Genomic DNA, 25,988 nt, shown 5'->3' with positions numbered 1-25,988 from the left:
ATGGAACCATACCAGCGGTTTGTTCGAGCGGGCTTGAATCGGCGCATCGGCTGTTTTGCGGAATCGGGCAAATGCACCTCGGTGTCGTAATCTGGACAGCGTGAGTGATCTACCCGATTCCCGGCTGGCGAGGGATCTGTCCGTCAGTGCGATGCGGCTGAATCGGAGGCTTCGTCTGCGACATTCCAGCGACAGGCTGCCCGTCGCTCACCTGTCGATTCTGACGACACTGCTGCGCGAGGGACCGATGACGACGGGCGAGTTGGCCGCCCGGGAGCGAATCAAGCCGCCGTCGGTCTCGAGGTCCACGCACGCTCTGGTCGAGTCGGGTCTGCTGGACAGGCTCGCACATCCGACGGACGGCAGGCAGGTGGTCCTGCAACTGACCGATGCGGGGGCGGCGGCCGCCAAGGAAGAGGTTGCCGCCCGCGAGATCGCGCTCGCGGCGCAGCTGGACGACTTGAGTCCGCAGCAGCGGGAAACACTGGCCGCGGCGGCACGGATCCTGACCGAGATCGTCGAAAAGGTCGACTGAACACCGTCAGTTCTCGTGGTGGACTGCCTGATCGAGGGCGTCGACATCCCAGTCGAGGGTCGATCCCAGCTCCTCGGAATCGCCTCGGCGCGCGACGCGGCCGAGGGTTGTGGCGACGACTGCCGCGCAAACCATCCACACGGCTACGCCTATCAGCAACCCGGTCATGTCACACTTTCTAGCACCTGTGTCTGTGAAATAGCCGTGAAACGGTAATTCGGCTTTGTTGCGATTCGATAATGGTCGTTTTCGGTCCGACAATTCAGGCGGGTCGAAGGTGCTGTTCCACAACGGTTGTGGAGGTTCGGTCGCTGAGCCGATTTCTCCGGAAACAGACCTCAAAGAACGGACTCGGAATCCCGTTTCGATCGCATTCTTTCCACAGCAATGCGAAATCGACCGGCGGGTGGGCATACGCGGCACACGGGGTCGAGATCGGCCTCGAAATCGACGTCACGCAATTCGCGGAGCATCGTGATCGACGCACCGGCGGTGGACAAGGCGTCGAGTGTGGCGGTACCCGTGGACGGAGCGGACATGGGTACGTCGATCAGGGCCCGCGCCAGGGCAGGGTCGCGTAGACCCAGCGCCCACCAGCCGCCGTCCTCGGCCGAACCCAGCACGTCGGTGCTCTCGAGTTGCGCGGCCGCATCGGTCAGCAGTTGCGCCGTGACCTGTGGGGTGTCCATGCCGATCTGAAGTACGGCTCCGGTGGTCGCCGCGTCGGCGTGTGCGTTGGCCAGCCGTTCTCCCAAACCGTCGCCGCGCTGCGCGATCACCGTGAACGACGCCAGAGCGCGGGTCAGTTCGTCGGCACGGGCCGCGTCGGCGAGATTTCCGGTGAGGGCCACGACGCGGTGATCGACCTCGGCGGCCCGGACGGCATCGAGGGTGTCCAGCAGCGAGGCCGCGGCCAGTTCGGCCGCGGCGGCGTCACCGATCGTGGCGGCGAGGCGCGTCTTGGCGAGCCCGGGAACGGGCGCTTTGGCCACGACGAGCGCAGTGACGATCACGAGAGCACCTTCCAGAAATCGCGAACGGCGACGATCGTCCCCTTGATCGAGCCCGAGACCTTCGATGTGCCGGCGGTCCGTGGACGGTAGACCACGTCGTGTTCGACGACCGTCCATCCAGCACCGGCTGCCAGGACCAGTAGCTGCAGCGGATAGCCCGAGCGTCGATCGGTCACATCCAGGTCGAGCAGTGCTTGACGTCGGACTGCCCGGATGGCTCCGAGGTCGTGTACGGGCAACTTGTATTTGGTCCGAAGTCGCAGTGACAGAACGGCATTGCCGATCTTGGCGTGCAGCGGCGAGCTTCCCTTCACGGGTCGGCGACGGCCGACCGCGAGGTCCGCATGCTCCAGGGCCGCCACGAGCGTCGGCAGATCACGCGGATCCATCGAGCCGTCACCGTCGAGGACACAGACGATGTCGGTACGGGCTGCGAGGACGCCTGCGTGTACGGCTGCCCCGTATCCGGGCACGGATTCGGAGACCACGGTGGCCCCGTGAGCAGCGGCCACGGCGGCGGTGGCGTCGGTGGAGTTGTTGTCCACCACGATGATCGAATAGCCCGGCGGCACCGAATCGAGTACTGCCGGAAGTGATTCGGCCTCGTTCATGCACGGCACGATCACGGTGACCGATGGTGAGTCAGACACGGGGCGGCCCGGTTCCCTCGGCGTCGCGCAGAGGTGCGTCGGCGAATGCGGTGAGTCCGTCGATCGGCATGATCTTCGCGCGGAATCCCAGGGTCTCTTCGGCCCGGCGGGAACTGGCGACGATGTGCCGAACGTCGCCCGCTCGGTACTGCCCGGTGATCTCGGGCGTCGGCCCGCCGCGCGCGTCGGCGAGGACGGTCGCCACCTCGCCGATGGTGATCGGTTGTCCCGAGCAGACATTGAGGGCGGTGAAGCCGTCGAGCTCGGCCTCGATCGACGCGATGTTGGCGGCTGCCACGTCGTGCACGTGGACGAAATCGCGGGCCTGCTTGCCGTCCTCGTACACCGTCGGTGCCTGGCCGCGTTCCAATGACGAGCGAAACATTGCCGCCACACCGGAATACGGAGTATTGCGCGGCATGTGTGGCCCGTACACATTGTGGTAGCGCAGTGCGACCACCGATCCACCCGTGGCGATCGCCCACGCGGAGGCGTAGTTCTCCTGTGCCAGTTTGCTCGCCGCGTAGATGCTCCTGGGTTCGAGTAGCGAATCTTCCTCCACCAGAAGCCAATCGAGGGGCTCACCGGATTTCGGATCGCGATTGTCGAACAGGCCGGCGTCGAGATCGGCGCGGGTGCGGGGCGGCGGAACCACGGTCTCGCCCGAGGAATTGAGGTACCGCCCCTCGCCGTAGACCACCATTGAGGACGCGAGAACCAGTCGGGAACAGCCTGCCTCGTACATCGCCGCGAGCAGCACTGCCGTCCCGTAGTCGTTGTGGCTGGCGTAGGCCGGAGCATCTGCGGCGTCGACGCCTGCTCCGACGACGGCTGCCTGATGGCACACGACGTCGATCCCGCGCAGTATCTCGACCAGTGCATCCTTGTCGCGCACATCGAGATCGGTGATCCCGTCGGCTCGCGCTCCCGGACCGTGCGCAGATTCCAGCATGGCGTCGACGGCGACCAACTCGTGTCCGGAGCCGGCTGCCGCGTCGAGAATGTGGCCGCCGATGAATCCGGCTGCGCCGGTGAGCAGTACCCGCGTCATGGCAGTTCGATCGGTAGGTCGATCCCGGTGTGCACGCGGCACGTGGGACAGTCGTCGGTGGGAGCGTCGGAGATGGCCGCGCGCACCAACGCCTTGAGCGGCTCGATGTTCTTCTGGAATTCGGCGAACACGTCCACCGCCTTGACGCCCTGGCCGGATTCGATGCCGGCGTCGAGGTCGGTCACCAACGCGATCGGTGCGTAGCAGAGTTCGAGTTCGCGAGCCAGGACGGCTTCGGGATGGCCGGTCATGTTCACCAGTGTCCAACCCTGGCGGGCGAACCACTGGCTTTCGGCGCGGGTGGAGAACCGGGGGCCTTCGACGACGACCATGACGCCGCCGTCGACAGCGGTGTCCTGGACCGCGGACTTCCGGAGCGTCGGGCAGTACGGGTCGGCGAATTCGACGTGAACGCCGCCCTGGTCGAAGTAGGTCTGTGCGCGCCCGGAGGTTCGGTCGACGAGTTGATCGGGAATCACGACGGTGCCCGGGCCGTACTCCGGTACCAAAGATCCGACCGCGCACGGTGCGAACACCCGGCCGACTCCGAGCATCCGCAGCGCCCACATGTTGGCGCGATAGGGCAACGTGTGTGGGGAGTACTCGTGCTGTCGGCCGTGTCTGGGCAGAAACGCCACGCGGCGACCTTCGACCTCGCCCAACGTGATCGGAGCGCTCGGCGCACCGTAGGGGGTCTCGAGCACTATCTCCTCGGCGTCGTCGGCAAAGAACGAATAGAAGCCGCTGCCGCCGATGACGGCTATCTCGGCCCGCCCCGTCGCGTCGTTGTTCATCTGCTCATCCTCCATCACCGTCGGTCGATATGCTGGTCCGAGATCGTGTTTTCGTTCAAGTCCGCAGGGAGAAAAGACTATCCGCTACTGGAGAGAAGCCGTCGCAGGCACGTTGGCCGTCGCGCTGGTCGTGGTCGCGTTCATCGTTCCGTATCTGGGGAACGAACTCGTCACCCCCATCATCAACCGAACCCCGCAGCAGGTGCGCGACTTCGCCGATGCGGCACCGCTGTTCGGCTTCCGCGAGATTCATGTGGGATGGGGAACGCCGTTCGCCGTCCTCATCGCGGTGGCCACAGTGCTGTGGGGGCCGACGCTGGCACGACGCCTGTCGTGGACACGGTTGCTCGTCGTCGTGTGGGCTGCGTCGGCGGCCTGGACGATGGCGCTGGCGATGGTGGACGGCTGGAAGCGCGGCTTCGTGGACCGGCTGGCGTCGACGGACGAGTACTTGCACGAAGTGCCCGGCATCACCGACATTCCGGCAACACTGCGCGGGTTCTCCGAGCGAATCCTGGACTACCAGGCGGATTCGTGGACCACACACGTGTCGGGACATCCGCCCGGCGCGTTGCTGACGTTCGTCTGGCTCGACCGTCTGGGGCTCGGTGGCGGAGCTTGGGCGGCGACGCTGTGCGTGCTGGTCGGTACGAGTGCCGCAGTGGCGGTGGTCCTCACGCTCCGCGTGCTCGGCGACGAGACCATGGCCCGGCGGGCAGCGCCGTTCGTGGCGATCGCTCCCGCGGCGATTTGGATCGCCGTCTCGGCCGATGCGTTCTATGCCGGCGTCGCCGCGTGGGGTATCGCGTTGTTGGCGATCTCCACGAAGCGGTACCAGTGGCCCGCCTCGATCGGCGCGGGAGTGCTGCTCGGGTTCGGCGTCTATCTCAACTACGGGCTGGTGTTGATGGGCCTGCCTGCCGTCGCAGTGCTGATCGCCGGGCGGAAGATTCTGCCGTTCGTCGGTGCGCTGATCGGAGCCCTGATCGTCGCCGCCATCTTCACCGCGTACGGATTCTGGTGGTACGACGGCTACTTGCTGGTGCAGGAGCGCTACTACCAGGGCATCGCAACCGATCGCCCCTTCGAGTACTGGGGTTGGGCGAACTTCGCAGCTCTGTTCTGTGCGTTGGGTGTTGCTGTGCCCGCTGCGTTTCCGCGGATCCTCACCAGGGTGGAGCCGATCAACCTGCTGGTGATCGGCGCTATCGCGGCGGTGGTGATGGCGGACCTGAGCCAGCTGAGCAAAGCGGAGACCGAACGAATCTGGTTGCCCTTCGCCATGTGGATGCTGATCGCGCCTGCTGTGTTGCCGATCCGGACGCATCGGTTCTGGTTGGCACTGCAGGTGATCGGCGCATTGGCGATCAATCATCTGCTGTTCACGAACTGGTGAGCGGAGCCAGCGTCATCTGAGCGAACCAGCGCCCGTCGATCGGTGCCACGTCCACCACGCGAAGGCCTGCGGCATTGGCGAGATCCGCGGTGGCGTCGGCGCTGACGCTCGACCAGGCGAACCAGTCGCCGACCATGGTGTCGGTTTCCCAGCGAACGGTGCGATGACGGATTCCGGTGTCGCTCGGCGCATCCACCTCGGCGATGACCGCTCCGTGCGGTGCCAGCAGGTCCGCCGCGCGGCGGAGCAGTCGCACCGGGTCGCCGCCGATGCCGATGTTGCCGTCCGCAAGCAGGACACATGACCAGTTGCCGGTGTCGGGCAGCGGCTCGAAGAGGTCGCGGAGCACGGCATTGCCGCCGCGGCCGATGGTCAGGTCGACAGCGGCTTTGGAGGTGTCGACGCCGAGTGCCGAAACACCGCGTCGGGCAAGCGCTTCGGTGAGGCGCCCGGGCCCGCAGCCGAGATCGATGGTGGAGCCGGTGCATCGGCTGAGCATGGCGTGATCGGCGCGGCGATCCTCCGCGGACGAGGCGCTGCCACCCATCCAGCGGGCGGTGGGGAGCTTCTGCCTGCTGCCGTCGGAATCGCCTATCCAGCAGGGTAGTCCGGCTGCTGCGCGGTGAAAGAGTGTGTCTGCGGTGACGCTCATGCTCGGCTCCGTACGAGGATCAATCGAATGAAGTAAGCGATTGCGCTCACGATGAACAACGCAGCGGTCAACGCGAGCCAACGTCCGAGGAATGGCTCCTGCGTCGAACCGGTTGCGGCGCGGTAGGACTCCGCACCCTGCGAGAGTATCCCGGGGAAGAACATCAGAAACGTCAGTGCGGTTCCGAGGGCGGGGACCCGAACGAAATTCACCGGTGACACGGCCAGGGTTCGGCGTGGGATACCGGTGATCACGCGATCGGCCAGCGAGTAGAGCGGGAAGAGTACGGCGTCGTGCAGCAGTACCGATCCGAAGAACCACACGAGTATGGACTTCCACCAGATGTCGCTGTTCCACAGACTCTGCGGCCCCGCGAGAGTGACGACGTAGCCCACCAGCGCGAACGACAGCAGCAGACCGACCGCGTGCAGCGGGTGCCCGCCGTAGATCTTCGTGAACGCTCTCATTCGAGGCTCCTGACCGTGCCGACGCAAACACCCGTGCGCGAGGGCCACCGTCTTTCACGGCGGCGTCTCGCGCACGGGCGTTCAGGAGATGATTAGGCAGTGCTGACCGTGATGGTAGCAACGCCCACGAGCAGTCCCGGGGTCACAGCATCGGTGTTGAAGGTGCTGTTGAGCAGTTCTGCGGCGGTCTCCGAGATCTTCACCTCGGTGCCCTGCAGAATTGCGGTGTTGTCGGGTCCGGTAGCGAGCGGCTGCAGGGTGCGGCCGTCGAGATCGAACAGGACTGCGTCGGCAGCTGCTTCTTCACCGTTGACCATGACGTCGCCGGTGAGAAGCGAAGTGCCGGGATCGATGTCGAAGTTGATGAGCTCGACGACGGTCTCGCCTGCGGTCAGCGACAAGCCGCTGCCTTCGTGCATGATCTCGCCCTGGACGTAGGGGTCGACGGTGCCGGGCTCCCAGTACTTGACGTCTCCGCCGGTGATCGGGAAGCGGATGGATCCGTCTGCAAGGGTCGCGGTTCCGACGACACCCGGCGTGAGGCCGAGGGTGGTCAGTGCGCCGGTGAAGCCGGGATCGAGAGCAACTGCGGTGTCGACACCGTTGCTGAGGTCGTCGACCTCGGCTGCGGGCTCGGGCATGCTCTCGGTGGTCTCCATGGCCGACGACGCCGAGGAGGTGGCTGCGTCGGTGGTGTCGGACGCTTCGTCGCTGGAGCATGCGGCAAGCGGGACGATGGTGAGTGCACCGATTGCGGTGGCGGCCAAAGCTTTACGAACTGTGAACATGTCGGTCAACCTTCCGTGCTCGTCTCTCGAGCGTTGTGGGTCATTCGGCGCTGCTTGCCGAGCGGATGGGTTTCATCTCGATCCCCTGCAAGGGAGCGTGCCCACCTGTTACCCGACAAACCGGACTACCAAACCGGAAATTTTCCGAAGGTTCACTCGAGGTCAACGAAGGATCAGGTCCGCCGCCCGTTCGCCGATCACCACCGACGGTGCGTGAGTGTGCCCGCGGATGATGCTCGGCATGATCGATGCGTCGGCGACGCGAAGGCGGTCGACGCCCCGCACGCGTAGTTCGGAGTCGACCACACTGTCGGCGTCGTTGCCCATCCGGGCAGTGCCCACGGGGTGATACAGAGTGTGGGCGTTCTGCTCCAGGGCCTCGGTGAGCAGGTCCGCCGGGGAGATGTTCGACGCCACCCTGGGGCGGACGATGTCGCCCAGCTCGCCCTTCATCGATGGGGTTTCGGAGATTGCAACGCAGGCCCGTAGCCCTTCGATCATGGCGCGGCGATCGAGTCCGCCGGGGTCGCTGAGGTAGCGGGGTTCGACGATGGGCTTGGCCAGGGGGTCGGCCGAGCGGAGGGTGATCTCGCCTCGGCTCTCGGGTTTGACGAGTACCGCGCCGATGACGGCGGCGTGCGAATCCTGGCCGACGAGTCCCTCGTCGAAGAACGGTGCCGGTCCGAAGATGAGTTCCACGTCGGGCAGGGCGAGGTCTTCTCGGCTCTTGATGAATCCGTACGCCTCGGCGACGTTCGAGGTGAGCATGCCGCGACGGCGCGTGAGGTAGTTGACCAGCTCGGGGATCTTCTCGGCGTGGAAGAGGGAGTCCCTCTCGGTTTTCCAGCCGATGAGGGCGGCCAGGTGGTCGAGCAGGTTCTGCCCGACACCCGGTGAGTGGTGCTGCACGGAGATGCCGTGCGACTTCAGCTGTTCCTGGTCGCCGATGCCCGAGAGCATGAGCAGCTGCGGGGTGTTGATGGCTCCGCCGGAGAGGATCACTTCCTTGTGCGCGCGCACGGTGAGTACCTCGCCACCGGACGTGTATTCGACGCCGACTGCGGCAGTGCCCTCGAAGAGAACGCGAGTGGCCTGCGCCTCGGTGAGGACGGTGAGGTTCTTGCGCTTCTTCGCCGGTCGCAGGTACGCATCGGCCGTGCTCCACCGTGCTCCGCGCTTCTGGTTGACCATCGTGCGGGTGAAGCCCTTGGGCTCGGGCAGGTTGGCGGTCTCCAGCGGGTAGCCAGCTTCTTCGACGCCGTCGAGGAACGAGGACGTCAGGTCGCGGGGGCTGCGCTGGTGAGAGACGATGAGTGGTCCGTCGGTTCCCGCGTCGAGTGCTGTTGTGCCCTCGATGTTCTCGATCTTGCGGAAGTATCCGACGAGGTTGCGGAACGCCCACGAGTCGTCGGACTTAGCCGCCCAATCGTCGTAATCGGCGGCGAAGCCGCGTACCCACATCATGGCGTTCATCGACGACGAACCACCGAGCATCTTGCCGCGTGGCCAGTAGATGCTGCGATCACGCAGTTCCGGCTGCGGTTCGGTGAGGTAGTCCCAATCGACTTCGCTGCGAAAGAGTTTCGAGAAAGCAGCGGGGATATGAGCGAACTTGTTCTTGTCCTCGGGGCCGGCCTCGAGGAGGATCACTTCGTTGCGGGGGTCTGCACTGAGGCGGTTGGCCACCACGGCACCTGCCGAACCTGCGCCCACCACTATGTAGTCGGCCGTCTTGCGCTGAGAGCTCATCGTTGTCCTTCGGTCGGTGTGGTCGCAGAGGGTCAGCCGCGCAGGGCGGAGGCGAAGATCGCCGGCAGCTTGGACCAGGACGGTGCGCCGGCAAATGCGGTGAGCAGCTTGCCGGTCGATGCTGCGGTCTTGTTGGTGACGAACCACGGCGGCTTCGGCGAGATGGACAGTTCACCGTTGACCAGCGATCGCGGCAGTGGCCGGAAGGGCCCGCGCACCACGGTTCGCTCCGCCCCGTCTATCAGGAGGGCGTTGTGCACGATGCCGATTCCGCTCTGCACGTCGTCGATGGTGTGGCCGGGGAATGCGCCCCAGGTGGCGGCTGCGGTGAGGAATCCGATGGCCGTCCAGGCGTTGACGGCGATGGTGCCGTAGTGCAGGTCGGCGAGCATGGCGTCGAACTTCACGCCGAGTTCCTTGATGGTGCTGGGGGTTCCGATGATGTTGATGCCGAGCGTGCCGGTGAACTCCTCGTTCGCCGCCTGTGCCGCCTTTGCTGCGAATGCTGCTCCGCTGTAGGGCAATTCGATCACACCCATGACCGGTGCGAAGTACTCGGTCTGGAGCAGCGGTGCGTACTCACCGGGGTTCAGATCGGTGATGAGAACGCGGCCACCATGGTCGCCCAGGCGTTCGGCCGACGGGTAGGTGGCGGTGGCGTCGGACACCCGCTTGTCGCTGCCCGGGTAGTAGGGCGGTCGTGCCGGGGCACGGTCGAGGGCGGCGCGCAGGGCGGCGACGAACTCGTCGCGCTGCTTCCATTCCGAGGACAGCACGACGACCTGCGAAGCGACACAGTTGTATCCACTGTTGTGCAGGCGCTGGGTGGCGATGTGCTCGGCCTGGAATTCGATGTCGGCACGGCTCCACTCACCGGGTAGCACGATGGTGGGCGAGACACCGCCGAGTTCACTGGAGATGTCCTTGGTGAGGATCGGTTCGTTGGCTGCCTTGCGGGCTGCGCCGTCCGGGCCGGGTCCGAAGACGATGGCGTCGTGCGTGATGGAACTGCCGGTCATGTGGACGTGGTCGACTCGATCGTGCTGTACCAAGTACGTGCCGACGTCGGCTCCGCCGGTCAGCAGGCGCAGTGCGCCGATCTCGACGAGCGGTGCGAGCACCTTCTCGAACACCGGTAGCAGCGGATCCATGATGGGGTTGAGCTTGAGTGCGACCACCCGGTTGAACGCCATCAGCTCGTACAGCGCGTCCAGCGGTGCGATCGAGGTGATGTTGCCTGCGCCGAGCACCACTCCGACGCCTGCGGTGCGGGTGGGGTCGAGTTGACCGAGGCCTGCGGAGCGCTGTGCGGTCGCACGGTCGATTCCGGGCTTCATCCACACCTCGGCGGTGAATCCGTTGAGCAGCAGTCGCTCGAAGATGTTGAGCGGGAGCACCGATACCGTCGTGCGCCCGCCGGGTGCGGTCCCGAACTTCGCGTCCGCCAGTGGACTCTTGCCTGCCTCCAGCGCTGCGAGCGTGTGCGCGACGGTGCCGAGCCCGTTCAGGAACGAGTAGGGACCGGACAGCCATTCCTCTCCGACGAGGCTGGAGGAGGCGTCGAGCTTCTTGATCGACGTTGCCGCCGTGACCCACTCCTGCGCGTGAGTCGAGGTCAGCGCGTGCACGCGTTCGAGGAGCGCCCGCCGTTCGGCCAGCGTGAGGCCTCCCCAGGTCTCCTCGCCGCGAGAGAGATCGGCGAGTGCGGCGTCGACTGCCTCGAGTGGGCTCGGTCCGCTCGTCGGTACGGGCTGCAGGTGTGGGGTCACGTCGCTGGTCAACTTCTCGGCTCCACTCGTCGTTCGGATACACGGGTTCCACTGTGATTGTGGTCTCACCTCGACTCGGCGCGCTATGGGCCACGGGCCTCAATCGGGCACGACGGTTTGTGCCGTCGCACAGTTTTGTTGTGGCGTGGCTTACACGGGTGGGTCTAGAGTTCGGTCATGTCCGCGACCGAGTTCGACCTGCATCCGTCACCGACAGATCTGGCCGCGACGATGCTCGACGGCGTCGACGATCTCGCGACCGAATTGGTACGACGGATCCTGGGGGCCGAGCACGCTTACCTCGAGTCGACTCTGCTCACCACCGAGCAGCTCCACGACGCGTCGCGGAACAATCTGGCGTCGATGTTGGGCAAGCTGTCCGGTCGGGCACCCATGCGGCTCGAGGCGGCGCGGGACGCGGGCCGACTCAAGGCCGAGCAGGGGGTGCCGTTGGCAGCTCTGCTGCACGCGTTTCGGCTCGGCGGCAGGTTGGTCTGGGACGAGTTGATGGAGCGTTCGGACGGCCGGGCAAGTCACGCGCTGCTCGACATGGCCGCTGAGGTCTGGGCGCTGGTCGACGTGTATTCCGACGAGGCTGCGGAGGCCTATCGGGAGAGTGCCGACATGCGTGCGCGCGAAAGTGCCGAAGCGCGTGGACGTCTCATCCGCGTACTGTTCGCTGATCACTCGGCCAATCCCACCGCGGCGGCGGATGCCTTGCGGACGTTCCGAATTCCCGACCACGGCTACTTCGCGGTGATCTCCCAGGAGCCGTTGACCGCGGCGGTGGGGGTCGACGGGCTGATCGCCCGCCTGCGCACCGCGGGAGCCGAATCGGTGTGGGATGCGGAGGTGGACGGCAGCGTCGGACTGATCTGTGCCGCAACGGAATCAGCGATCGATGCCGCGCTGGTTGCGCTGAGCGAGCTGTGTCCCGGACGGGTGGGGGTGAGCTCGGTCTTTCGGTCACCGTCGGGCATCGGTGACGCCGTGGGACAGGCGCGGTTGGCAAGGTCGTGTACCTCGGCCGAGATCGCGCCGTCGGCTCCGGTGCGCTACGACTCCGTGCCGGTGCCGCTACTGCTGGTGCGTGATCCGAATTCGGGCCGCATCGCCTCGCGTCAGATACTCGGTGATCTGCTGGGGTTGCCGCGTGCGGAACGGCAGAGTTTGCTGGCGACACTGGACGCCTGGTTCTCGTGCGGCGGTTCCACGCGCGCTGCCGCCGAATCGCTGCACTATCACCGCAACACGGTGTTGTATCGGCTGCGTCGAATCGCCGAACTCACTGGCCGCGACTTTCGTGACCCCGCGCAGGCTGCAGAACTGTACGTCGGACTCAGAGCCCATCAGCTGCTGTCCTGACAGGATCAATGGCTGGCGAGGACGACGTCGAGGATCCCCGCCCCGAGTGGAACGGGAACGCAGTTCGGAGGGCTGGCGTTCACCGGATCGAGGGCGTTGAGCGCCAAGCGCAGTGCGGTGGGGTCATAGGTGAACGTGAAGTGCGCGACCTCGGTGTCGGGGCACACGTCCTGCACCACGATGTTGTGTGCCCCCGGATCACGAAGCAGCGCATTGGTGTACGGCTGAATCACTTCGTCGACTCGGGTGGCGATGGACGTGTATTCCACTCCCGGGACGGTGTCGCCGCCCGCATTGAGGCGGTCGAGGAAGTCGGATCCGGCCATCAACTGCGCCAGGCCCGGCCCGAATTCGCCGGCCACCACCGTGGTTGCACCGGGCACCGCCTGCACGACGGGCGCGACTCCGTACATGGTGCCGCCGTACGTCGGGCTCGCTATTCCCACCCAGCGGTCGACGGCGTAGGCACCGCCGAGCCTGTTGACGAAGTACCGGGCAACTGCGGCACCCTGCGAGTAGCCGACCAGGTCCACCGCGGCGGCACCGGTCGCTCGGAGAATCGAGACCGTCATCGACTTCAGCTGTGCTGCACTGTCTTCGATGACACCGTAGCCGTTGGACTCTCCGTCCGGCGACGTGCCGTAGTTGATGGCGAAGACGCAGAAGCCGGCTGCCTTCAGGATCGGCGCGAAACCGGCCCAGTCGGAGTACGCGGTGGAGTCGGTTCCGTGCACGAGGACAACGGGATTCGGATGGGCTGCCGTGGGCTTGCAGTCCATGTCGTTGGCTCCGGGAGGTGCTGCGTCGCGATTGGCTCCTGCATAGCGGATGGCATCGGCGTGATCGGGTTGCTCGGGGGCAGCGGCGATGGGCATCAGGGGCGATGCCTGTGCGGCCGGCGGGAGCACAGTCGCGGCAGCGACGATGACGAGGGCTATCAGACTTCGTCGCGGTCCACGCATGGCATGACGATATTCCTCGAACTGTGGAATGTCCCTACGAGTAAACGTCATTGCTGATAAAAGTCACAAGAATTGTTCTACCGCCGAAACCGAGTCGAATGCGCACACCGAACGGAGCTCAGCCGTGGTGGCTGAGCCCCGCGCGGATGAACAGGCTGCTGTGCAGGTCAGAGCCGACTCACGCGTAGCCAGTCGACACTCATGGTCTGCGGATAGGGCGTGCTGTTCAGTGTCTTGCCGGTCCAGTTGTTGCCCACGGCGACGTTGAACAGGATGTAATGCGGCCAAGCACCCGAGAATGCCCTCCAGTTCCCGCCTTTTGCCTCGTACTGAGCCTGGGTCAAGGAGTATCGAGCTATTCCGTCGACAAACCAGGTGATGCTATTGGGTAGCCAGTCGATTCGGTACGTGTGAAATCCGTTGTTGACGGGATTCATGCCACCGCCGGCTTTCACATCTTGATTGGGGTTCCACTTCGAGGGGCCGTGCAAATTGAATGACGGCCCGTTCAGTCCGGGAATTTCGACGATATCCACTTCCCCTTGGCTGGGCCAAGAATATTCGCCACCGGGTTGTAGGCCGAGGGTCCAGAATGCGGGCAGCAAACCTTGGGCGCTCGGCATCTTGATCGATGCTTCGATGCGCACCGGCGGCGTCACCGATTGCTTGTACATGCTGACCACGCGGGCGCTGGTGAAGTTGTACGGTGCTCGCTTGCGGTCCGGCGGATTCTCCCGCCGTGCGGTGATGTTCAGTGAACCGTTGAACTGGTTGGCGTTGTTCCAGGAATCCGTATAGTACTGTTGCTCACCGGAACTCGCGCCCCAGCGGCCGGTCTGAAAGCCCCACTTGGCGGGGTCGGGTCCGCCGTATCCGTTGAACTGATCTTCCCACAGCAGGGTTCCTGCTCCGCCTTGGGTTCTCGCAGGTGCGGCGAGGGCGGGGGCGGCGGTCGCCGACGAGACGACCACGGCCATCGTGGTCAGCGCGACCGCAACAATTGTCGATAGTGATTTCATGAGGGGGGATTCCTGTCAGGTCATATGTCGGTGAACAAATGTCGACATTCGATTTCTAGCACGACAAAGCGGGCGGCAGAAGTCTCTTCTGAAATGCAGGAATTCTTGCGAATACAATGATTGAATTCGCCGCGCTAACGGTCGAAAACGAGGTAGTGACCGATATTCAGCGGTGGTCGGTTTGTTTCAGCAGTGGCGGCAGTGACTCGATGCAGTCGGTGAGTCGAGCAGGGTGAGCAGACAGGAGCGGAGTCTACGGAGACAGCCCCGGGCGGGGCGCTCGGTGGAGCCGGTGACGGGAATCGAACCCGCCTCTCAACCTTGGGAAGGTCGCGTTCTACCAATGAACTACACCGGCGTGTGGTGCGGGTGTCCAGGTTAGCAGGGCGCTCAGATGTCGATGCGCACGCAGTGCAGCAGGGCGAGGGCGTGGTCGGCTGCGACCGGCTCGGAGAACAGGTAGCCCTGCGCGCGGGTGCAGCCCAGTTCGACCAAGGTCTTCCTGGCGGTCTCCGTTTCGACGCCCTCGGCGATGATGTTCAGTCCGAACGCCCGGGCGAGCCCGAGGATGGACCGCACGATCGCGAGGTCGCCGGTGTCCTCGTCGCCGAGGTCGGTGACGAAGGCGCGGTCGATCTTGAGTGCATCGACGGGCAGTTCCTTGAGGTGAGACAGCGAACTGTAGCCGGTGCCGAAGTCGTCGATGGCCACTTGCACGCCGAGTTCGCGGAGTTCGCGCAGTGTCACGCGGGTGCGGGAAAGGTCCTGCACCACTGCCACTTCGGTGATCTCGAGGCAGAGATCGGGCCCGGCTATGGAGAACTCGGTGAGGGCTCGTGCGACGGCACCGACGAAGCCGTTGGTGACCAGTTGGACGGGGGATATGTTCACGCGCATCGCGATATCGAGGTCAGGGATCTCGCGGCGCCAGTCGGCGAGCGTGCGGCAGGCGCGGTCGAGGACCCAGCGACCGAGTTCACCGGCGAGGTTGGTCTCCTCTGCGACCGGGATGAAGGCGGACGGAGGGAGCAGCCCGCGGGTGGGATGCTGCCATCGAACCAATGCCTCGAAAGCGGTGATGCGTCCGGTGACGAGGTCCACCTCGGGCTGGAAGTGCAGGGTCAACGAGTCGCCCGCGATGGCGTCGCGCAGGTGAATCTCGACGTCGTTGCGAAGCTCGGACTCGGCGCGCATTTCCTCGGTGAACAGGGCGATGTCGTGGCCGCCTGCGCGTTTGGCCACCAGGGCGGCCTGATCTGCTTGCCGCAGAAGTGACTCCGCGGTGTGCTTGCCCGGGATCCCGAAGGCGATTCCGATGCTCGCGCTTCTGCTGATCCGTTCGACTCCGAGGGTGACGGGTGCGTTCATGGCATCGGCGATCACCTCGGCGTGGTGTGTCGCGACGCGCGCCGAGCACGGCCCGGCGAGTGCGACGACGAATTCGTCTCCGCCCAGCCGCGCGGCGAGGCCTGCCGTTCCACCGACGAAACTCTGTAGTCGCTGGGCGATGGTCACGAGGTAGTGGTCTCCGGCAAGGTGCCCGAGAAAGTCGTTCAATGCCTTCAGCCGATCGAGATCGATGTGCATCACTGCGACGGGGCCCGGCATGGACGGGTCGAGTCGCTCTCGGAGATGCTGTGCGAAGGCCGTGCGGTTCGGTAGTTTCGTCAGGTCGTCGTGCAACGCCGAGAATCGAAGTTGTTCCTCGGCGCTCACTCGCGCCTGCAGTTGGGAGAGCAGTGCAGCAATTGCTTTGAGCGCGTTGAGTTCCGCCTCGGACCAACTTCGATCGCCGATCTTGATGAAGCCGAGGATGCCGGTGGTGCGGCCGGAGTGCAGCAGCGGGACCACGGCCATCGACGTCGCGGAGAATCCTGACCCTTGCTCGACGCGTCGGCGGTAGTCCTCCTGCTTCGGATCCGGCCGAAACACTGCTGGTTCGGTCAGTGTTTCGGCCAGTCGGAACACCGAGTCGGCGTCGTCGAAGTAGACCACTGCCAACGGATCGGGATCGGGCACGCTCAATCGTGGTGGCCACTCCGAAGTGAGCCTGGTGGCTCTGGCCTCGAAATCGTTGTGCCGAAGGAAGCTGAAGTCGATACCGAGGTAGTCCACGAGTTGCCGCAGAACGGAGTCGTAGGCCTCGCGCACCGTCGCCGCATCGACTCCCATGAGTTGGGTTGCGACGCCGGTGACGAGGACCTCGAGCGTCTGTGTGCTCTCCAGGACTCCACTCCCGCCTCTGAGTAGACGCAGTGCAGGACTGTTCCCCCTGGTCTTCGGGCGGACTCTACCCCGATACGGACGCCGAAACAGGAAGTCTGCGGCTGTGAATCGTGGTTTTCGGGGCGCAACTCAGCCGCAACACCAGTGCCATGGAGTCGGCGCTGGCGAGGTCGAAGAGCGTCCGGAACTTGGAATTCAACTGCCGCAACACTTCTGCGTGATGCGGCGACAGTTGCCGATGCTCGTCCGCGGTATGCGCGTAGAGGAACGCGGGGGAAACGGGTTGCACCGCAATTCCGCGCAAATGTGCAGTTACCCATACGTTCTCCATTGCACATCCTCCTCTGATGTAATGCTCGGCCGTCGATCCGGGCACGACGACGACTGCCAGTGCCGAACTCGACAGCACTCGATCGCGTACGTCGCTCTCCAGTGCCGCGCCTGCGTCCCAGGCATGCACGAGTTCCATCACGTCCGGTCGCTTGACGATCTCGAGCTTGGACAGGTCCGCGTCGTCGATTCCCAACGTCGAGACCTCGATTCCCCGATCGGGATCGAGATCTCCGGGCCAGCGCAACTCGGAGAACATGTCTCGGTGCAGGTGCGGTGTGAGATACCGGATTCGGTCGGCAGCGGCAAGGATATTTGCTGCCTCGGCGATGGATTCGGGTGCCGTCAGCAGTACGGCCCGTCCACCTTCTGCCTCCGCCGCAGCGGCGATGTCGTCGGCGATATCCGCGTCCAGGGGTGCGCCGGTGCCCATGTTCCGATTGGTGCACCGCGTCAGAACCCCGTCGAGCAGGCGTCGATCTGTGACGGGGTGCGGGCCGCCCTCGCGCAGCGCGATCGCGACTCCGTACTCGGTGATGTTCGTACCGGCGAGCCTGCCCTGTGCGGTGGCCACCACCCGCGCATTGAAGGCCGCGGCACCCACTGCCACGCAGCTGCCGCGGAAGTCGATGTCGAGGGTCGAGGTTCGCGTTCTGTCCACGCCGATCCGCACGGTGTGTCCGTCGTGCGTGAACGTCCACGGCTGACTGTTCCCACCGGACGGTGCCCGGCCGGCCGCGTCGAGTATCAGCGCGTCGGCATCGACGGAGGTGTGGTGAGTGTCGATCGTCGACCGCGCTGCACGCGTCGGTGTCGGTGGCGCGAGGGCGTCGAGATGGGTGTCCAGATCGATCCGGATGCGCCCGGACGGCAGTGGCGCTCCGGTGCCGAGGCGTCGAACAGCGGCGGCGATGGTCGCTCCGCCGAGTTGAACGTCGCCGCCCAATTGTGGCCAGGTCTCGATCGTTTCACCCACTTCCACCATCGAGGCGGCCATCCGGGCGGAGAGCAGGGAGGCGTCGAGCTGATCGAGCACGATCGGGATCTTGTCGCGGGTGCTCAGCCCCTGCAGGCTCGTCGAGTCGATCTCGCCGAGGACGCCGTGGAACACCGGGCGGTCGGGTTCGAGGTCGAACCGTTCGACGTCGAGCAGTCCGCGGTCGGAGGTCTCCATCAGCACCGGGATGCCCCGTGACCTGGCTGCTTCGCGGGCGCGGACCTTGACGTCGAGGGAGTCGCATTCTTCGACGAGCACGTCCAGTCCGTCGAAGAACTCGTCGATGGTGTCGTCGGTGATTCCGTCCTGGGCGATGTCGACGCGTAGATACGGGTCGATTTCGGCAATGCGTCGGGCAGCGACGACTGCTTTGTTGATACCGAGATCGAGGATGGAGGCCGGAATTCTGTTGAGGTTGGACAGTTCGATCTCGTCGAAATCGGCGAGGCGAAGCGTCCCGCATATCCCTTCGAGTGCGAGGGTGTGGGCAATGGAGTGTCCGACGCTGAGACCGATGATTCCTATCGTGAGATCTCCCAAGGAATTCTGTTCGGCAAGGGTTATCTTGTTCCTGTTTCTGTCGAGTCTGAGGTGTCGAAACGAGTTCGGTCCGAGAACCGCAACCACCGTTTTGCGCCACGGAAAGAAAACCCACCTGTCACTTTCGGTGAGGAGACTCTGCTCAGGGCTGGGCAGAAGTGACTGCAGCCCCATTCTCTGCGTCGGTCGCTCATCGAGGAATGTGAGGGTCGGGTCGCGTCTGAGTTCGTCGAGGGCGGCGCGCTGTGTGGCGTCCGTCTCGTCGAATATCACAGGCTTCCAGCTGTGGTCGGGTGTAGTTCGATCGTTCATCATGCGACTGCTTCCGGGAGTGCGACGGCTGCGCGGCGGTGTGCGAGCAGGGTGACCGTGTTGCGCCGCATCCGGCGCCAGGTGGCCAGGTCGGCGTTGAAGGCGAGTGTTGTTCTGTCCCACCAGAACACCTCGGTTCGGTAGCGATCGTCCGGGTAGGGGATCGGCGCGATCTGGGTGGCGATGACGGCTCCGGTGCCGAGCCATGCAGTTCGGACGTGGGAGGCCGCGGTGGCCAGGGCGTAGCGCGCGCCGAGCAGCGCCGCGCTGTAGGCGGGGGACTCCGCGATCATTGCCGTGACGGCACGGCCACGGGGTGCGTCCTGAGCGACCCACGCAGACTTGAGTTCGACGACTCCGTAGCCGATGCGTTCGTCGAGCATGGTGTGCACGTGGCGACGGCCTTCCGGGTATTCGGCGAATTCGATCAGTGCGTGCGATTGGTCGACCGAGGAATACGGCCCTTGCACCCGTACCCCGCCGACTATGTGTCCGGTTCGGTCGAGTGCGGCGAAGAACAGTGCAGTGGTGCCGCCGTCACGAATGGTCGACATTTCGAGTGCGGCGGTAACACCGTGTCGCATGTAGCTTTCTTCTGCGCCTTCCAGGAATTGTGCCCACAAAGCTGGATTCTCAGCAGGAGTGGTGGCCAGAACGAGGCATTGGGATCGGTGATCCCAGTACGAGGGGACATCGAATGGAATTGTCATGTCAGTCTTCCTGATAGGAGTTGCCCGAATGCGAAAGGTTGCGCCTTTAGATTGTCCGGCTTTTCTTTTGCCGAGCTACACGTCGAGATCGGGGCTCGGGTGTGTCGCGGGAGACGGTCGGGGACCAGTAGCCTGCAGAGGTGCTGCTCTCCGACCGTGACATCCGTGCCGAAGTGACCCTGGGCAACTTGGCGATCGAACCCTTCGACCCGTCGATGGTTCAGCCGTCGAGTGTCGATGTGCGGCTGGACAAGCTCTTTCGGGTGTTCAACAACACTCGCTACACCCACATCGATCCGTCGCTGCAGCAGGACGAGCTGACGACGTTGGTCGAGCCCGCGGCCGGCGAGCCGTTCGTTCTCCACCCGGGTGAGTTCGTACTCGGGTCGACGCTGGAACTGACGACGCTGCCGGACTACCTGGCCGGCCGGCTCGAAGGAAAGAGCTCGCTCGGGCGGCTGGGTCTACTGACGCATTCGACCGCAGGCTTCATCGATCCGGGCTTCAGCGGCCACATCACGTTGGAATTGTCCAACGTCGCCAATCTGCCGATCACGCTGTGGCCGGGCATGAAGATCGGGCAGCTGTGTCTGTTCCGGCTGTCGTCGCCGTCCGAGAATCCGTACGGCAGTGCCGCCGTGGGGTCGAAGTATCAGGGTCAGCGCGGGCCGACGCCATCGAAGGCGTACCTGAATTTCGTTCGGTCGAGCGTCGACTAGACGATCGTGTAGTTTGTTTCGCCGCACCGAAACGTGGTGAACGTGCGGTTGTGACGCTACTCTGGAGACCTCACGTGGGTTGGGGCCTACCAGAGCGAGGTTTCGAGTGTCCGCGGTTACCGGTGCTTCGTTGGGGTCGAGTGGTCTCCGCGGTGTGATCACTGACAACGGCCACCCCGGTGTCGTGCTGGAAGTGCACGAGCCGATCGTGTCGGAACCCGCACCCAACGGCCTCGCCCCCGATCCCTGGGACACCGTCATCACCTCGGTGCACGATCTGGCGACCGAGTACGCGTCCGGTCGCTACTTTCCGGTGCTCGCGTTGCGCGAGAGCGACCCCAGAACGGCGTACGACCAGGATCTGTCCGACGGCGTCATGCTCGTATCCGAACTCGGTGCCCAGCTGGGCGCGCTGCGCGAGACGGGTGTATTGGCAGGTGAGCGTTGTGTGGCTCTGTTCGACGTCGGCGCGTCCGGTACCTCGGTGTCCGTGGTGGATATCGACAGCGGGCGGGTTCTCGCGGCGCGTCGAACGGACGAGTTGAGCGGCGACGACTGCGACCGAGTGCTGTGCGAGCATCTCATCTCGACTTTCGGGGCAGCGGAGGCGTTGACGGTCGAAGCTCGCAGGCAACTCGTTCACGATGTCCGCAACGGAAAACACGAACTCTCCCTTCTTCGCAGCGTGTCGATCCTGGGACCGTTCGTCGGCGAACGTGTATCGCTGTGGCGTGGCGATCTCGACGAGCTCGTCCGAGATTCCGTACACCGAGCCGTCTCGATGGCCGTCGACGTGCTCGACGCCGTCGGCGCGCAGGGCATTCACATCGACGCGGTTGTCGCGGTCGGTGGCGGCGCCAACATGCAGATCGTCCAGCAGGTCCTGTTCGACGCGGTGTCGATGCCGGTCTACGTCCCCGAGCAGCCGGAACTGTTGGCGGCGCGCGGTGCCGCTGGAATCGCCCGAACCGCGGGATTGCGGCCTGCGCCGACGCCGCGCGACGCACTCACCGATCGGTTCCCCGCCGTCGAGCGTGGCTCCGACGAGTTCGAAGTCGCTGCTGTCGCCCCCGTCGCGGTGGTCTCGAAACGCCCGAGACACAGCGACACCTCGTCCAGGCGAACGACCAGGGCCAACAAGTCACGGCATCTCGGTGGAGCGCTCGCGGCACTGGTCGCGGTGTGTGTGGCCGGAACCATGGTCGCTGCGGCAGCGCGAAGCAGTGGTGACGATCCGGTGCCGTCCGTCGATTCCTCGCGGGACTCCTCGCAGATCGCTCGTTCGCAGTCGGTGGTGCCGGCGGCCGACGGTTCGCCCGCCGCATCCTCGCTGCCGCTTGCGAGCACGACGGCGACGCCCTCCGCGCCCGTCGGTGCGTCGGCAACGTCGTCCTCGTCCGAGACGCCGACCACGACGGATCCGGCGAGCAGCACCACGGCCCGGCGAGCGGTGGCCACGACCGGTGCCCCGTCCGCTCCCCAGGAGTCGACGGCCTCCGAGCGGCCCACCCGCGACCAGGCGACCGTGGCACCGACGACGGCGGTGCCTCCCGCAACGACCACTCGTCCCACCACCGCGCAGCCGACCACGACGCGTGCGACGACGACCACGCGTACAACGACCACGCGTGCGACGACCACGACGCGATCGACTCGGCCGTTCGATCTTCCGTTCCCGGACCTCGGCTTACCGCGGCGCTGACCGGTCTGCGGTTTCCGACGACACCGGCCCCGACACTCGAGGCAGGATGGGCGACATGGAGTCGATTCAGACCGAGCGCGAAGACAAGTTCGACGTCGACGCAGATTTCCAGTTGCCCACTCTCGCTTCACTGGTGCCGGACGGAGGCGCACTGATTCCGAGCGAGACCGATCTGAGCAGCGAGTACTTCGATACCGTCGGACACGATCTGTTGCGCCGCGGAATCACCGTGCGGCGTCGCACCGGGGATTCCGACAACGGCTGGCATGCGAAGGTCCCGGCGGATAAGGCCCGGACGGAGATTCGGCTCCCGCTCGGCAGCGGCAGGCACGATGCAATCCCGGACGAGCTGAGCGACGTGCTTCGGGGCGCGGTGATGGGTGGGGAGTTGTCCGCGGTCGCGACACTGACCACTCACCGCACCATCCACACGGTGTCCGACGCCGAAGGGTCCGTGGTCGCGGAGATCGCCGACGACGAGGTGTCCGTGGTACTCATCGGCGGCGCGACCGGTCCGCGCTGGCGGGAGGTCGAGGTGGAGCTCGGGCCCGCCGGCTCGGAGTCCTTCCTGAAGAAGGCAGGCAAGGCGCTCCGCGCTGCGGGGGCGCGGCCGTCGGCACATCCGTCGAAGCTGGATCGGGCGTTGTCGGTGGTGCGTCAGGCACCGGCCGAACCCGGGATAGAGCTGTTGATGAACTACCTCGACGATCAGGCACAGGCAATCGTCGCGGGAGATGTGTACCTGCGCCGAGGGTTGGATCCGATCCACTCCACGAGGGTGGCGATTCGGCGGTACCGCAGTACCCTCCGGGTGTTCGGGAGCGTGTTCGAGGACGAGCCCGCAGCGCACCTGGATGCCGAACTGGCTTGGTATGCAAGCATTCTCGGTGAGGTGCGAGATCGGCAGGTGCAGCGCGCTCGGTTCGCGGCGGCGCTGCGTGAACTGCCGCCCGAACTCGTGTTGGGCCCGGTGGCGTCGCGCATCGAGAACGACCTGTTGGCCGAGCAGATCAGGTATCGCGAGACGGCGATGACCGAACTCGACGGCGAACGCTACCGCGAACTGCTCACGACGGTGTCGGCGTGGTCGCGGAGGTTGCCGATAGACGGCGAGGTCAGCGACCGCCTGCTGGTCAAACTCGCGCGCAAGGCCGGGAAGAAGGCCGTCGATCGCACCAGGACCGCTGTGCGCGGCACCGACGACGAGGCGTTGCATCGCGCACGGAAGGCGTCGAAGCGAGCTCGATATGCGGCCGAGTTGGTCGCGCCGGTGATGGACAAGAAAACCTCGAAGACGAACATCAAGCGGTTCAAAACGATTCAGGAAGTACTCGGCGAGCATCAGGACGCGGTGATCGCTGCGGACATTCTGCGAACACTCGGTGCGAGGGCGGGGACGACCACGGGAGAGAACGGATTCACGTTCGGGCTGCTGTTCGAGCGCGAGCGTCGCGCTGCAGAGGCGGCCCGAAGCGAGGCGAGCGCGATGGAGTTCTGACCGACGAAAACAGTATGTTTCCCCGATTAGGGGCTCGAAGTGTACTCTGAGACCGAATAGGATTCGGGGGAGTCGACGACCATGTCCATAGCGCTCGGCGTACATGTCGGTGTCGAAGAAGTGTCGGCTGTTCTGGTCGAGGCCGACCTGCCCGAACTCGGGCCCATCTCCGCTCGCACTGTGTCCGTCGCCGCGGCCCCCGGCGGTGTCGGTGACGCCGTCACCACGATGCTCGGAATCATGAGGGTGCAGGCGGCCCAGAACGACCTGCTCATCGCCGGATCTGCGGTGGTCTGCGACAGCATCGCGCTCTGCGGGATAGTTCGCGCCGCCTTGGCTGCCCACCAGGTCGGCGATGTCGGGGTGCTGGACGCCGGAGATCCGCGGTTGAACGACGAGGTTCCGTTGGGAATCGCAGCGGCGCTGATCGGTATCGCGACCGGCCCCGCCGTCTGGAGGGGCGACACTGTATCCGACGGCTCCGCGCCGGGCGATGGTGACGGAAGTCGTGCCGAGGCAGACGCGTCCGACACCCCACGCAGCGCGCGACTGACAATGATCGCTCTGGGCGTTGCGGTTCTCGCCGCGCTGAGCGGAGCCACGGTCTGGGCCTTGACGGCTGTCGATCAGACGCAGAACAGCGTGGTCGACACCGCTGACGTCACCGATGTCGCCGAGAGGCCGTCGAGCAGAAGCAATGCCACCGGATCTCCGCCGCTGGTGGTGGTCGCCGATTCGGTTGGTGCAGTGTCGAGTCCACCGGCCGAGACGGCGCTCTTCGAGTCACCCGTGTACGGGCCGCTCCCGGTCGGTGCCTGGAGCGAGGTATTGCCCACGGGTCAGGTCGTCACTCCGGGCAGCGAGGTGTCGTCGAGCGGCGGTGATTCGGGTAACGGCGGTAATTCGGGAAAGGGAGATCCGGCCGACGGAGGACCGGGCGGGGGCACCGGCGGTGACACCGATGGTGGCGATTCGGGCGGTGAAGAATCGCCGACCGTCAAGCCCGACCCTGACCCCGAGGTTCCGTCGACGGACCCGTCCGAGCCGACCACCGAAGTTCCGGTGACCACCGATCCCGTCACCACCGATCCCCCCACCACCGATCCCCCCACCACCGAGCCCACCATCACCGATCCCACCACCGCTGACCCCACCGCCGACGCAGGCCCGTCGGAGGATTCGGTCGAGTGACATCGATTCGCTGATTCCATTGTGAGCGAGTGGTTTTGATACTTCGACAAGTCCTTCTCGTGACGGGTATGTGAATTCGACTCGCACACCTGAACTTCTGCTCACGCGTCGCTACCATCGAGTGATCGACCAGTAGACGGTGAGTATCCGATGACCGACAATCCCGCAGCAGAACCGGTGACCCGCACGACCATCGACAGGGCGGTGGGTGTTCTCATCGCGCTGCGTGGCTGCAGTCCGGACGAAGCGTTCGCCGAATTGGCGGCCCACAGCTTTCGATTCGATGTGTCGCTGGTGCAGTCGGCTCGTTCGATCGTCGCGGCCGCGCGTGGAATGGACTCGGCCAACGGTGTCGCCTGTGCTGCGATGACGTCGGCGCAGGAGGAGTGGGGTTCGCTGCTTGCCGACCGTCGCGACCCCTTCGATCACGTCGCCTGACGCAGAAGTCGCTGCTCTTTCTTGTTACCTCTCCCAAAACAAACCATAAGTTCACCAAGATGCCATAAATGCTGTCCAGAAGACGGTTCGACGGTTAGTATCGGCAGGTCGGAGTAGCCAGTCGAGGCGAGGGAACATGAGAACAGTCCTTGGTGTTTCGGTGGGTTCCGCCACTGCCCGAGGGGTCGCCGTCGATGCGGTCGACGAGTCGGTACGGTCGGCCCACATCGTCCACTCCTTCGATCCCGACGACCACCTGCAGGTCGCCCTCGATCTGTTGGACTCCATGTCGCGCGATCAGATGGTCGAGAGAACCGACATCGTGTTGGCTGTGCCCGACGATCCCGGTGCTCGCGCGCGCACGTCCGCCTACTCCACGTACGAGGCCGACCGCCTGCTGGTCGCATCGGAACTCGGTGCTCAGTTGCGGTATCTGCGCGGCACCGGCCAGCTCGAGGGCGCTCGTACCGTGGCGATCTGTGACGTCGGCGCATCCGGTACCACGATGTCCGTCGCGGACCCGGCAACCGGAACGGTCTTCACTTCGGTGCGCACCACCCTGTTCGGTGGCAACAGCTGTGACGAGCAGATCTCGCGCTACTTGCTCTCGACGTACGGTGCGGACGAGCTGGCGTCCGAGCAGGCACGAGCTGAGTTGATGGTCTCCACCCGCACGGCACGCGAACAGCTCTCCCGCCTGCGGGTGGCGGAGGTCGCCGGGCCGTTCATCGGTGGTCCGGTGAGGTTGTGGCGCAATACTTTCGACGATGTGCTCGAGCGCAGCATCGGGTCGTTGGAGGACTGGGTCGCCAGCGTCATCGTCGACGCGCCCTGTGCCGTGAACGCTCTGGTGATGGTCGGCGGCTGCGCCAACATCCCGTCGCTTCGACGCCTGTTCCGCCGCGATCTCATGCTGCCGGTCGTTGCACCCGCGAATCCCGAGTCCCTCACCGCGCACGGTGCCGCTTTGATGGCGGTCGATGCCGTCGCCTCGCGTCGGCACCGGCCGCGCGGAGCCACGATCGCCGACGCAGTGCCGTACCGACAGGCCCCGATGGTGGGAATGGTGGGATACCACGACGCTCCGCGACACCGTTCGGCTTGACCCCTCCGGC

Annotated in this window: 24 protein-coding genes and 1 tRNA gene; 9 read left to right on the top strand and 16 right to left on the bottom strand. The window is 65.1% G+C overall.

From position 1 onward, the window contains the following. Positions 1-100: 100 nt before the first annotated feature. The gene (locus tag MTX35_RS12070; RefSeq protein WP_243595194.1) at positions 101-535 is read left to right on the top strand and encodes a MarR family transcriptional regulator; all 435 of its coding nucleotides are present in this window, start codon (positions 101-103) and stop codon (positions 533-535) included. A 6-nt stretch (positions 536-541) separates the two neighbouring features. Here the strand turns inward: MTX35_RS12070 and MTX35_RS12065 are convergent, their stop codons facing one another. The 5 genes from MTX35_RS12065 to MTX35_RS12045 form a co-directional block, all read right to left on the bottom strand. After that, a complete protein-coding gene (locus MTX35_RS12065) occupies positions 542-703 on the bottom strand; it encodes a hypothetical protein (RefSeq protein ID WP_243595193.1) in 162 nt (53 codons plus the stop codon). A 170-nt stretch (positions 704-873) separates the two neighbouring features. Next, positions 874-1,548, bottom strand: a complete 675-nt coding sequence (locus MTX35_RS12060; protein ID WP_243595192.1) for a DUF2064 domain-containing protein — start codon at positions 1,546-1,548, stop codon at positions 874-876. Then, positions 1,545-2,198, bottom strand: a complete 654-nt coding sequence (locus MTX35_RS12055; protein ID WP_308198122.1) for a glycosyltransferase family 2 protein — start codon at positions 2,196-2,198, stop codon at positions 1,545-1,547. Before MTX35_RS12055 ends, MTX35_RS12060 begins: the two co-directional genes overlap by 4 nt. Next, complete coding sequence (locus MTX35_RS12050; RefSeq protein ID WP_243595191.1) at positions 2,191-3,249, bottom strand: NAD(P)-dependent oxidoreductase; 1,059 nt, start codon at positions 3,247-3,249, stop codon at positions 2,191-2,193. The genes MTX35_RS12055 and MTX35_RS12050 overlap by 8 nt, the downstream gene beginning before the upstream one ends. Continuing rightward, positions 3,246-4,043, bottom strand: a complete 798-nt coding sequence (locus MTX35_RS12045; RefSeq protein WP_243595190.1) for an S-methyl-5'-thioadenosine phosphorylase — start codon at positions 4,041-4,043, stop codon at positions 3,246-3,248. Before MTX35_RS12045 ends, MTX35_RS12050 begins: the two co-directional genes overlap by 4 nt. Positions 4,044-4,155: 112 nt before the next feature. Between MTX35_RS12045 and MTX35_RS12040 the strand changes: the two genes are divergently transcribed. Continuing rightward, the gene (locus MTX35_RS12040) at positions 4,156-5,439 is read left to right on the top strand and encodes a hypothetical protein (protein WP_243595189.1); all 1,284 of its coding nucleotides are present in this window, start codon (positions 4,156-4,158) and stop codon (positions 5,437-5,439) included. Here MTX35_RS12040 and MTX35_RS12035 read toward each other — a convergent pair. The 5 genes from MTX35_RS12035 to MTX35_RS12015 all read right to left on the bottom strand — a co-directional run bounded on the left by MTX35_RS12035 (position 5,426) and on the right by MTX35_RS12015 (position 10,852). Beyond that, positions 5,426-6,091, bottom strand: coding sequence for a methyltransferase domain-containing protein (locus MTX35_RS12035; RefSeq protein WP_243595188.1), 666 nt, complete (start codon positions 6,089-6,091; stop codon positions 5,426-5,428). The genes MTX35_RS12040 and MTX35_RS12035 overlap by 14 nt on opposite strands. Next, positions 6,088-6,558, bottom strand: a complete 471-nt coding sequence (locus MTX35_RS12030; RefSeq protein WP_243595187.1) for a hypothetical protein — start codon at positions 6,556-6,558, stop codon at positions 6,088-6,090. The genes MTX35_RS12035 and MTX35_RS12030 overlap by 4 nt, the downstream gene beginning before the upstream one ends. A gap of 92 nt (positions 6,559-6,650) precedes the next feature. After that, positions 6,651-7,346: a hypothetical protein gene (locus tag MTX35_RS12025; protein WP_243595186.1), complete on the bottom strand. Its 696-nt coding sequence runs from the start codon at positions 7,344-7,346 to the stop codon at positions 6,651-6,653. A 162-nt stretch (positions 7,347-7,508) separates the two neighbouring features. Then, complete coding sequence (locus MTX35_RS12020; protein WP_243595185.1) at positions 7,509-9,095, bottom strand: GMC family oxidoreductase; 1,587 nt, start codon at positions 9,093-9,095, stop codon at positions 7,509-7,511. Between the two features lie 32 nt (positions 9,096-9,127). Further along, positions 9,128-10,852 carry an aldehyde dehydrogenase family protein gene (locus MTX35_RS12015; RefSeq protein WP_243595321.1) on the bottom strand — a complete coding sequence of 575 codons (1,725 nt, stop codon included), beginning with the start codon at positions 10,850-10,852 and terminating at the stop codon, positions 9,128-9,130. Positions 10,853-11,041: 189 nt separating this feature from the next. Between MTX35_RS12015 and MTX35_RS12010 the strand changes: the two genes are divergently transcribed. Then, a complete protein-coding gene (locus MTX35_RS12010) occupies positions 11,042-12,229 on the top strand; it encodes a CdaR family transcriptional regulator (protein WP_243595184.1) in 1,188 nt (395 codons plus the stop codon). A gap of 5 nt (positions 12,230-12,234) precedes the next feature. Here the strand turns inward: MTX35_RS12010 and MTX35_RS12005 are convergent, their stop codons facing one another. From MTX35_RS12005 to MTX35_RS11980, 6 genes are all read right to left on the bottom strand, one after another. Then, positions 12,235-13,191, bottom strand: coding sequence for a triacylglycerol lipase (locus tag MTX35_RS12005; RefSeq protein WP_243595183.1), 957 nt, complete (start codon positions 13,189-13,191; stop codon positions 12,235-12,237). A gap of 167 nt (positions 13,192-13,358) precedes the next feature. Further along, positions 13,359-14,210, bottom strand: coding sequence for a glycoside hydrolase family 16 protein (locus MTX35_RS12000; RefSeq protein ID WP_243595182.1), 852 nt, complete (start codon positions 14,208-14,210; stop codon positions 13,359-13,361). Between the two features lie 284 nt (positions 14,211-14,494). Then, a tRNA-Gly gene (locus MTX35_RS11995) sits at positions 14,495-14,568 on the bottom strand. Positions 14,569-14,600: 32 nt separating this feature from the next. Then, a complete protein-coding gene (locus MTX35_RS11990) occupies positions 14,601-16,382 on the bottom strand; it encodes a bifunctional diguanylate cyclase/phosphodiesterase (protein ID WP_243595181.1) in 1,782 nt (593 codons plus the stop codon). 118 nt (positions 16,383-16,500) lie between these two features. After that, on the bottom strand, positions 16,501-18,615 hold the full coding sequence (locus MTX35_RS11985; RefSeq protein ID WP_243595180.1) for an Rv1355c family protein: 2,115 nt from the start codon (positions 18,613-18,615) through the stop codon (positions 16,501-16,503). Continuing rightward, positions 18,615-19,325, bottom strand: a complete 711-nt coding sequence (locus tag MTX35_RS11980) for a hypothetical protein (protein WP_243595179.1) — start codon at positions 19,323-19,325, stop codon at positions 18,615-18,617. The genes MTX35_RS11985 and MTX35_RS11980 overlap by 1 nt, the downstream gene beginning before the upstream one ends. Positions 19,326-19,465: 140 nt before the next feature. Between MTX35_RS11980 and dcd the strand changes: the two genes are divergently transcribed. The 6 genes from dcd to MTX35_RS11950 all read left to right on the top strand — a co-directional run bounded on the left by dcd (position 19,466) and on the right by MTX35_RS11950 (position 25,978). Continuing rightward, positions 19,466-20,044, top strand: coding sequence for a dCTP deaminase (gene dcd, locus MTX35_RS11975; protein WP_243595178.1), 579 nt, complete (start codon positions 19,466-19,468; stop codon positions 20,042-20,044). Positions 20,045-20,198: 154 nt separating this feature from the next. After that, the gene (locus MTX35_RS11970; protein ID WP_243595177.1) at positions 20,199-21,746 is read left to right on the top strand and encodes an Hsp70 family protein; all 1,548 of its coding nucleotides are present in this window, start codon (positions 20,199-20,201) and stop codon (positions 21,744-21,746) included. Positions 21,747-21,801: 55 nt separating this feature from the next. Further along, the gene (locus MTX35_RS11965) at positions 21,802-23,244 is read left to right on the top strand and encodes a CYTH and CHAD domain-containing protein (RefSeq protein WP_243595176.1); all 1,443 of its coding nucleotides are present in this window, start codon (positions 21,802-21,804) and stop codon (positions 23,242-23,244) included. Between the two features lie 81 nt (positions 23,245-23,325). After that, entirely contained in the window at positions 23,326-24,435 is a 1,110-nt protein-coding gene (locus MTX35_RS11960) for a hypothetical protein (protein WP_243595175.1), read from the top strand. A 150-nt stretch (positions 24,436-24,585) separates the two neighbouring features. Next, positions 24,586-24,873 carry an ANTAR domain-containing protein gene (locus MTX35_RS11955; protein WP_243595174.1) on the top strand — a complete coding sequence of 96 codons (288 nt, stop codon included), beginning with the start codon at positions 24,586-24,588 and terminating at the stop codon, positions 24,871-24,873. 136 nt (positions 24,874-25,009) lie between these two features. Beyond that, positions 25,010-25,978 carry an Hsp70 family protein gene (locus MTX35_RS11950; protein ID WP_243595173.1) on the top strand — a complete coding sequence of 323 codons (969 nt, stop codon included), beginning with the start codon at positions 25,010-25,012 and terminating at the stop codon, positions 25,976-25,978. Positions 25,979-25,988: the final 10 nt, after the last annotated feature.

It is taken from the genome of Rhodococcus sp. ARC_M12 (assembly GCF_022810385.1).
GTDB classification, from domain to species: Bacteria; Actinomycetota; Actinomycetes; order Mycobacteriales; family Mycobacteriaceae; genus Rhodococcoides; species Rhodococcoides navarretei.
This window is presented reverse-complemented; position numbering and strand designations above follow the sequence as displayed.

Excerpts from the sequence above, each read along its gene's own strand:
- MTX35_RS12065 (WP_243595193.1), bottom strand. The coding sequence starts at position 703 with ATGACCGGGTTGCTGATAGGCGTAGCCGTGTGGATGGTTTGCGCGGCA.
- MTX35_RS12050 (WP_243595191.1), bottom strand. The coding sequence starts at position 3,249 with ATGACGCGGGTACTGCTCACCGGCGCAGCCGGATTCATCGGCGGCCAC.
- MTX35_RS12045 (WP_243595190.1), bottom strand. The coding sequence starts at position 4,043 with ATGAACAACGACGCGACGGGGCGGGCCGAGATAGCCGTCATCGGCGGC.
- MTX35_RS12035 (WP_243595188.1), bottom strand. The coding sequence starts at position 6,091 with ATGAGCGTCACCGCAGACACACTCTTTCACCGCGCAGCAGCCGGACTA.
- MTX35_RS12030 (WP_243595187.1), bottom strand. The coding sequence starts at position 6,558 with ATGAGAGCGTTCACGAAGATCTACGGCGGGCACCCGCTGCACGCGGTC.
- MTX35_RS12025 (WP_243595186.1), bottom strand. The coding sequence starts at position 7,346 with ATGTTCACAGTTCGTAAAGCTTTGGCCGCCACCGCAATCGGTGCACTC.
- MTX35_RS12020 (WP_243595185.1), bottom strand. The coding sequence starts at position 9,095 with ATGAGCTCTCAGCGCAAGACGGCCGACTACATAGTGGTGGGCGCAGGT.
- MTX35_RS12010 (WP_243595184.1), top strand. The coding sequence starts at position 11,042 with ATGTCCGCGACCGAGTTCGACCTGCATCCGTCACCGACAGATCTGGCC.
- MTX35_RS12005 (WP_243595183.1), bottom strand. The coding sequence starts at position 13,191 with ATGCGTGGACCGCGACGAAGTCTGATAGCCCTCGTCATCGTCGCTGCC.
- MTX35_RS12000 (WP_243595182.1), bottom strand. The coding sequence starts at position 14,210 with ATGAAATCACTATCGACAATTGTTGCGGTCGCGCTGACCACGATGGCC.
- MTX35_RS11990 (WP_243595181.1), bottom strand. The coding sequence starts at position 16,382 with ATGGGAGTCGATGCGGCGACGGTGCGCGAGGCCTACGACTCCGTTCTG.
- MTX35_RS11985 (WP_243595180.1), bottom strand. The coding sequence starts at position 18,615 with ATGAACGATCGAACTACACCCGACCACAGCTGGAAGCCTGTGATATTC.
- MTX35_RS11980 (WP_243595179.1), bottom strand. The coding sequence starts at position 19,325 with ATGACAATTCCATTCGATGTCCCCTCGTACTGGGATCACCGATCCCAA.
- MTX35_RS11965 (WP_243595176.1), top strand. The coding sequence starts at position 21,802 with ATGGAGTCGATTCAGACCGAGCGCGAAGACAAGTTCGACGTCGACGCA.
- MTX35_RS11960 (WP_243595175.1), top strand. The coding sequence starts at position 23,326 with ATGTCCATAGCGCTCGGCGTACATGTCGGTGTCGAAGAAGTGTCGGCT.
- MTX35_RS11955 (WP_243595174.1), top strand. The coding sequence starts at position 24,586 with ATGACCGACAATCCCGCAGCAGAACCGGTGACCCGCACGACCATCGAC.
- MTX35_RS11950 (WP_243595173.1), top strand. The coding sequence starts at position 25,010 with ATGAGAACAGTCCTTGGTGTTTCGGTGGGTTCCGCCACTGCCCGAGGG.